This window comes from Magnetospirillum sp. UT-4 (assembly GCF_902729435.1).
GTDB lineage: Bacteria > Pseudomonadota > Alphaproteobacteria > Rhodospirillales > Magnetospirillaceae > Magnetospirillum.
Map to the genome: position 1 here is coordinate 1 of NZ_CACVCG010000097.1, position 6910 is coordinate 6910.

The 6910-nt window shown below is 66.5% G+C and carries 4 protein-coding genes; 3 read left to right on the forward strand and 1 reads right to left on the reverse strand.

The features are described from left to right. The first annotated feature begins 284 nt into the window (after positions 1-284). Positions 285-1307, forward strand: coding sequence for an aspartate-semialdehyde dehydrogenase (locus tag MTBUT4_RS13540; protein ID WP_173980221.1), 1023 nt, complete (start codon positions 285-287; stop codon positions 1305-1307). A gap of 138 nt (positions 1308-1445) precedes the next feature. Here MTBUT4_RS13540 and MTBUT4_RS13545 read toward each other — a convergent pair whose 3' ends face one another. Beyond that, entirely contained in the window at positions 1446-2453 is a 1008-nt protein-coding gene (locus MTBUT4_RS13545; RefSeq protein ID WP_173980222.1) for a patatin-like phospholipase family protein, read from the reverse strand. Between the two features lie 122 nt (positions 2454-2575). Here MTBUT4_RS13545 and uvrB point away from each other — a divergent pair, with 122 nt between their 5' ends. Continuing rightward, a complete protein-coding gene (gene uvrB / locus MTBUT4_RS13550; RefSeq protein WP_173980223.1) occupies positions 2576-4696 on the forward strand; it encodes an excinuclease ABC subunit UvrB in 2121 nt (706 codons plus the stop codon). 108 nt (positions 4697-4804) lie between these two features. Further along, positions 4805-6910: cadherin-like domain-containing protein (locus MTBUT4_RS13555; protein WP_173980224.1), on the forward strand; the 2106-nt coding region annotated here is incomplete at its 3' end.

Genomic DNA, 6910 nt, shown 5'->3' on the forward strand with positions numbered 1-6910 from the left:
GTATTTGGCGCCGTTTCCGCTTGCGCCCGCCCGTGGCCGCGCGTAAAAGCTTTGCGGTTGACGGAGGTCCCATGCCGGTTCGGCTGTTCATCGCTGACGTGCGTTGCGCCCAGGCTGCGGCCCGGGCGTCGGTCTTCGTCGTCACCACCAAAACCGGCACTACCACCACCTCATAGGCGGGCCGGTTCGTCATATTCGTCACGACAACGGCCCGCGGACCACCCCGCGGGCTTTTTGGCATCATGCCCCCGGGGCGCCAGGGCTCCAGAGCACGGAGAGAGACAATGGGTTACAAGGTTGCTGTCATCGGAGCCACGGGCAATGTCGGCCGTGAAATGCTGCAGACCCTGGTGGACCGCAAGTTCCCGGTCGACGAGGTGGTGGCCCTGGCCTCCGAGCGCTCGGTCGGCCGCGAGGTGGCGTTCGGCGACGACAAGATCCTGAAGGTCCAGGACCTCGCCAAGTTCGACTTCAAGGGCACCGACATCGCCCTGTCGTCGCCCGGGGCCAAGGTCTCGGCGCAGCATTCCCCGCGCGCCGCGGCGGCCGGCTGCGTGGTGGTGGACAACACCTCGCATTTCCGCATGGAGCCCGACGTGCCGCTGGTGGTGCCCGAGGTCAACCCGGAAGCCATCGCCCAGTACACCAGGCGCGGCATCATCGCCAATCCCAACTGCTCGACCATCCAGATGGTGGTGGCGCTGAAGCCGCTGCACGTGCTGGGCAAGATCAAGCGGGTGGTGGTGTCCACCTACCAGTCGGTGTCGGGCGCCGGCAAGGACGCCATGGACGAATTGTTCGAGCAGACCCGCGCGGTGTACGTCAACGACAGCCGCGAACCCAAGAAGTTCCCCAAGCCCATCGCCTTCAACCTGATCCCGCAGATCGACGTCTTCATGGAGGACGGCTCGACCAAGGAAGAGTGGAAGATGACGGTGGAGACCCGCAAGATTCTCGACCCCAACATCGAGGTGCATGCCACCTGCGTGCGCGTGCCGGTGTTCGTCGGCCATTCCGAATGCGTCAACGTGGAGTTCGAAAAGCCGGTCTCGGTCGAGCAGGCCACCGAGGCGCTGAAGAACGCCCCCGGCGTGATCGTGGTCGATACCCGCGAGCCGGGCGGCTACGTCACCCCGCTGGAATGCGTGGGCGAGGACGCGGTCTATGTCAGCCGCATCCGCAAGGACCCCACCATCAAGAACGGCCTGTCGTTCTGGTGCGTCTCGGACAACCTGCGCAAGGGCGCGGCGCTGAACACCGTTCAGATCGCCGAGGTGCTGGCTAAGGATTACCTTAAGAAGGGGTGATACGGAATCCGAATGATCCATTCGGATTCCGTATCCTGCGCCCATTGCGGGCGCGGCCAAGCAAACCGGAGGTTTGCGCCCGGCGAGGGGCAAACAAAACCATACCAGGTCCGAATGCATCATTCGGACCTGGTGTGATCACAGATAGACCTCGTTGATGTCGATGGTGCTGGTCCGCCCGAGATCGTCGTAATGGGCGGCCAGCCACGACCCGGCCGCCTGCGTGCCGGCGTCGAACAGCAGGTCGATGAAGGCCGGCTCGGCGTTGAACTTGGAACTGGCATGCAGGCCGGCCATCAGCTCCTCGTCGGCGATCATGTGGATGTGGGTGCGCCGCACCTTGGCCTCGGGCGCGATCCAGCCGGCATCGTCGAGGCGGGTGAGGTAGGCCAGGGCGTGCATCTCGCGCATCACCGAGGCGTTGAAGCTGATCTCGTTGATGCGGTGCAGGATGTCCTCGGCCAGCACCGGCATCGGCCGGCCGCCGATGGGGTTGACCTGGACGATCACCACCTCGGTGGCGGCGGCGCGGTGGACCAGGGGATGGATGGCCGGATTGGCGACGTAGCCGCCATCCCAATAGGCGCGGCCGTCGATCTCCACCGCCCGGGTCAGGTTGGGCAGGCAGGACGAGGCCAGCACCACGTCCTCGGTGACCTCGTCCGGCAGGAACACCCGCACCTTGCCCGAGCGCACGTCGGTGGCCGAGACGAACAGCCGCACCGGCGAGGTCGCCAGCCGCTCGAAGTCGATCACCGACCGCAGCATGGCGCGCAACGGGTCGATGCCCAGCGGATTGAGGTGATAGGGCGACAGCAGCCGGGTGACCGCCTCGACCCACTGGTAGACCGGCGAATACTGCACGCCCCAGCCCGACAGCGCGCGGTCGAGCGGTGTCGGCTGCAGCGGCGACAGCCGCGAGACGTCGGCCAGGTGCCACCAGAAGCGGCGCAACAGGCGCCGCGCGCCGTCCCGCCCACCTTCACTCATGCCGCAGGCCAGCAGGGCGCCGTTGATGGCGCCGGCCGAGGTGCCGCTGATCGCCTCGATGGCGATGCGCTCGTCGGCCAGCAGCCGGTCCAGCACCCCCCAGGTGAAGGCGCCGTGGGTGCCGCCGCCCTGCAGGGCCAGGGTGATGGTCTTCATACCATCCAGCTAGGCCATTTGCTGCGCTGCGGCAATCGCGCCGATGGCAGGAGCGGGCTGGGCCGATGGGGGATTGACGAAGCGCTGGCGATTCGCGCGGCGCGACCTAATATGGACTCGCCATGACCGCACGCCCGCTGCTCGACTTCATCGAACGTCCGCCGCTGCCCTCGGGCACCGCCGCCTTCAAGCTGGTGTCCGACTATCAGCCGGCCGGCGACCAGCCGACCGCCATCGAGGAGCTGGCATCCGGCGTCGCGGGCGGCGAGCGCGACCAGGTGCTGCTGGGGGTGACCGGTTCGGGCAAGACCTTCACCATCGCCCACGTCATCGCCCGCACCGGCCGGCCGACCCTGGTGATGGCTCCCAACAAGACCCTGGCGGCGCAGCTCTACGGCGAGATGAAGAGCTTCTTCCCCGACAACGCGGTAGAATATTTCGTCTCGTATTACGACTATTACCAGCCGGAAGCCTATATCCCGCGCACCGACACCTACATCGAGAAGGACTCGGCGGTGAACGAGCAGATCGACCGCATGCGCCATGCGGCGACGCGGGCGCTGCTGGAGCGGCGCGACGTCATCATCGTCGCCTCGGTCTCGTGCATCTACGGCATCGGCTCGGTGGAGTCCTACGCCCGCATGACCATTCCGCTGAAGGTGGGCGACAGCATCGACCGCTCGGACCTGCTCAAGCGCCTGGTCGATCTGCAATACACCAGGAACGACGCCGCCTTCGAGCGCGGCACCTTCCGGGTCCGCGGCGATTCGGTCGAGATCTTCCCGGTCCATTACGAGGACCGGGCGTGGCAGATCAGCCTGTTCGGCGACGAGATCGAATCCATCGCCGAGTTCGACCCGCTGACCGGGGCCAAGACCGTGCGCCTGTCCGAGGTGGTGGTGTATCCCTCCAGCCACTACGTCACGCCCCGCCCCACCATCACCGCCGCCATTTCCGGCATCAAGGCCGAGATGAAGGAGACGCTGGAACGCTTCAACGCCGAAGGAAAGCTGCTCGAGGCCCAGCGCCTGGAACAGCGCACCACCTTCGACCTGGAGATGCTGGAGACCACCGGCCACTGCAAGTCCATCGAGAACTATTCCCGCTACCTCACCGGGCGCCGCCCCGGCGAGCCGCCGCCCACCCTGTTCGAGTACCTGCCCGAGGACGCGCTGCTGATCGTCGATGAAAGCCACGTCACCGTTCCCCAGGTCGGCGGCATGTTCAAGGGCGACTGGAACCGCAAGTCGACCCTGGCCGAATTCGGCTTCCGCCTGCCGTCCTGCATCGACAACCGGCCGCTGAAGTTCGAGGAATGGGAGCAGATGCGGCCGCAATCGGTGTTCGTCTCGGCCACCCCCGGCCCGTGGGAGATGGAGCGGACCGGCGGCACCTTCGCCGAGCAGGTGATCCGCCCCACCGGCCTGATCGACCCGGTCTGCATCGTCCGTCCCGTGGAGCACCAGGTCGACGACCTGCTGGGCGAGGTCCGCCAGATGGCCGCCCGCGGCCACCGCACCCTGGTCACCGTGCTGACCAAGCGCATGGCCGAGGATCTCACCGAATACCTGCACGACCACGGGGTGCGGGTGCGCTACCTGCATTCCGACATCGACACCCTCGAGCGCATCGAGATCATCCGCGATCTGCGGCTGGGCGCCTTCGACGTGCTGGTCGGCATCAACCTGCTGCGCGAGGGCCTGGACATCCCGGAATGCGCCCTGGTCGCCATCCTCGACGCCGACAAGGAAGGCTTCCTGCGCTCGAAGACCTCGCTGATCCAGACCATCGGGCGGGCCGCCCGCAACCTCGACGGCCGGGTCATCCTCTATGCCGACAAGATGACCGACTCGCTGGACTACGCCCTGGCCGAGACCAACCGCCGGCGCGAGAAGCAGCAGGCCTACAACGCCGCCCACGGCATCACCCCGGAAAGCGTGAAGAAGGCGGTGGCGGACGTGCTCGACAGCGTCTACGAGCAGGACTACGTCACCGTATCGACCGGCGATGCCGGTCTGGGCCACGCCATCGGCCACAACCTGGCGGCGGTCAAGGCCGATATCGAGAAGCGCATGAAGGCCGCCGCCGCCGACCTGGAATTCGAGGAGGCGGCGCGGCTGCGCGACGAGTTGCGGCGCCTGGAGGCCAACGAGCTGGGGGTGCCGCTGGACATGATGAGCAAGCCCAAGGGGGCGGCCCAGGCCCGGCCGCCGGGGCCGAAAGGGCGGGCGAAACGGAGGTAATCCGCCATTCCCGAATCCCTTTGACTCCCTTCCCCGAAAGGAGCATCATACTAGCTGACCATCCCGGACCGCATTGCGGCCGGGATTTTTTTTGCCCGGAGCGAAGCCATGGCCGACGATCGCGACCTGCACAACGACGAGAACGAGCACGAGAACGAGAACCAGAACCAGAATTCCAATCCGAATTCTGCGCAGGGCGACCTGCAGGCGCTCGACGATCTCACGCTGCTCAACAACATCGGCGAGCAGAACATGGGCGAGGCGCGGCTCAACGTCGCCCGCGGCATCGATCCCAACGACGCCGCGTTCGGCAGCCTGGCCACCATCCACCAGGGCTCCGACGACGGCCGCCAGGTGCAGGAAGACGCGGCCATCCAGCTCGGGCTGATCGATACCCAGGAAGTCATCGTCGAGCAGGCGCCCCCGGCTTCGGTGGAGCTTGGCGAAGTGGCGACGCTCGAGGATGAGGGCGCCGACGCGGCGGAGCTGGCCGAGCCGCCGCCCGCGCCCAACACCCTGTCCAAGGATGACCTGTCGGAAGCCAACGTGGTGTTCGGCCAGGGCATCGAATCCGCGCCGGCGCCGGAGGTGCAGGAGGAGGTCGAAGAGCGGGTCGAGGAAGTGGCCGAGGTCACGGCCGAGAATGTGGTTCCCGGGGTGATCGAGGAAGAGGTCTTCGCCGATTCCCAGCCGGTCTTCGGTGGGCTGACCATCGATATCCCTGACGACGGCCTGCCCGAAATCCCGCTGGAAACCCCGATCAAGTGGAAAGAGGACCAGACGCTCAGCTTCGGCATCAACGCCGAGGACCCCGATGGCGGCTCGGTGATCATCACCTATACCGACCCGGCCCACGGCACGCTTAATTACAATTCGGTAACTGGGAAGTACGAGTACACCCCGGACCCGGACTACTTCACCTCCTACATCGACGGCGAGGGCAACACCGTCGAGTTGCGGCCGAAGGACAGCTTCACCATCACCGTCACCGACGACGAGGGCAACTCGGTCACCAAGCTGATCGAGGTCGATGTCGAAAACGCGCAGGACAACTCGACGGTGACCATCACCGGCAATACCGGGGCCGAAAGCGCCACCGGCGATGCCACCACCGTCACCGGCCGGATCGTCGGCACCGATGCCGATGGCGCCGTCGTCGGCTACGAAGTGGTGGACGGCAACAACAGCGGCACCCTCACCGTCAATCCGGACGGCACCTTCACCTATGTCGCCGAGGACAGCAACTGGAGCGGCACCGACACCTTCACCGTGAAGGTCTACGATGAACTGGGCGGCGTGACCGAGGTCGCGGTCCCCATCACCGTCACGCCCACCGACGACGCGGCAGTTTCCGACGGCATCGTCATCAAGGACGGCTCGGGCACCGGCGACGACGCCACCACCACCGCCGAGATGCAGGAAGAGGGCCGCCTCACCTTTGCCATCGACGCCGAGGATCCCGATGGCGGCGCGGTCACCGTCAGCTCGGTCAGCGCCGGCCACGGCTCCATCTTCGACAACGGCGACGGCACCTACAGCTACGTCCCGAACGAGAACTATTTCGGCACCGACACCCTCACCTACGTGGTGACCGACGAGGCCGGCAACCAGACCGTCAACACCGTCACCGTGACCATCGACAACGTCGATGACGCGGCGCGGATCAGCGTCGATGGCGGCGATGACGCCACCGGCGCCACCCTGGCCACCAGCGAGGACAACGCCGTCACCGGCACCATCGTCGCGTCCGACGTGGATGGCGCCATTACCGCCGTCGAGCTGGTCACCGGCACCGCCAATGGCGACATCGTCGTCAATGCCGACGGCACCTTCACCTTCACCCCCGACGCCAACTGGCACGGCTCCGATTCCTTCGTGGTCCGCGTGACCGACGCCGAGGGCGGCGTCACCGAGCAGACCATCACCGTCAACGTGGGCGCGGTGGACGATGAAGCCACCATCGCCGCCAATGACGTCACCACCTCGGAAGACACCGTGCTGACCGGCCAGCTGTCGGCCACCGATGCCGACGGCGCGGTGACCTTCGCCCTGGCCGCCACCGGCCAGCCGGAGCACGGCACCATCACCGTCAATCCGGACGGCAGCTACACCTATACGCCCGACGCCAACTATCACGGCGCCGACAGCTTCACCGTGGTGACCACCGACGCGGAAGGCAACACCACCGAGAAGACCTTCACCCTGGACGTGGGC

What these genes read in the sequence shown, in the direction of transcription:
- MTBUT4_RS13540 (WP_173980221.1), top strand. Translation starts at nt 285, where the DNA reads ATGGGTTACAAGGTTGCTGTCATCGGAGCCACGGGCAATGTCGGCCGT.
- MTBUT4_RS13545 (WP_173980222.1), bottom strand. Translation starts at nt 2,453, where the DNA reads ATGAAGACCATCACCCTGGCCCTGCAGGGCGGCGGCACCCACGGCGCC.
- uvrB (WP_173980223.1), top strand. Translation starts at nt 2,576, where the DNA reads ATGACCGCACGCCCGCTGCTCGACTTCATCGAACGTCCGCCGCTGCCC.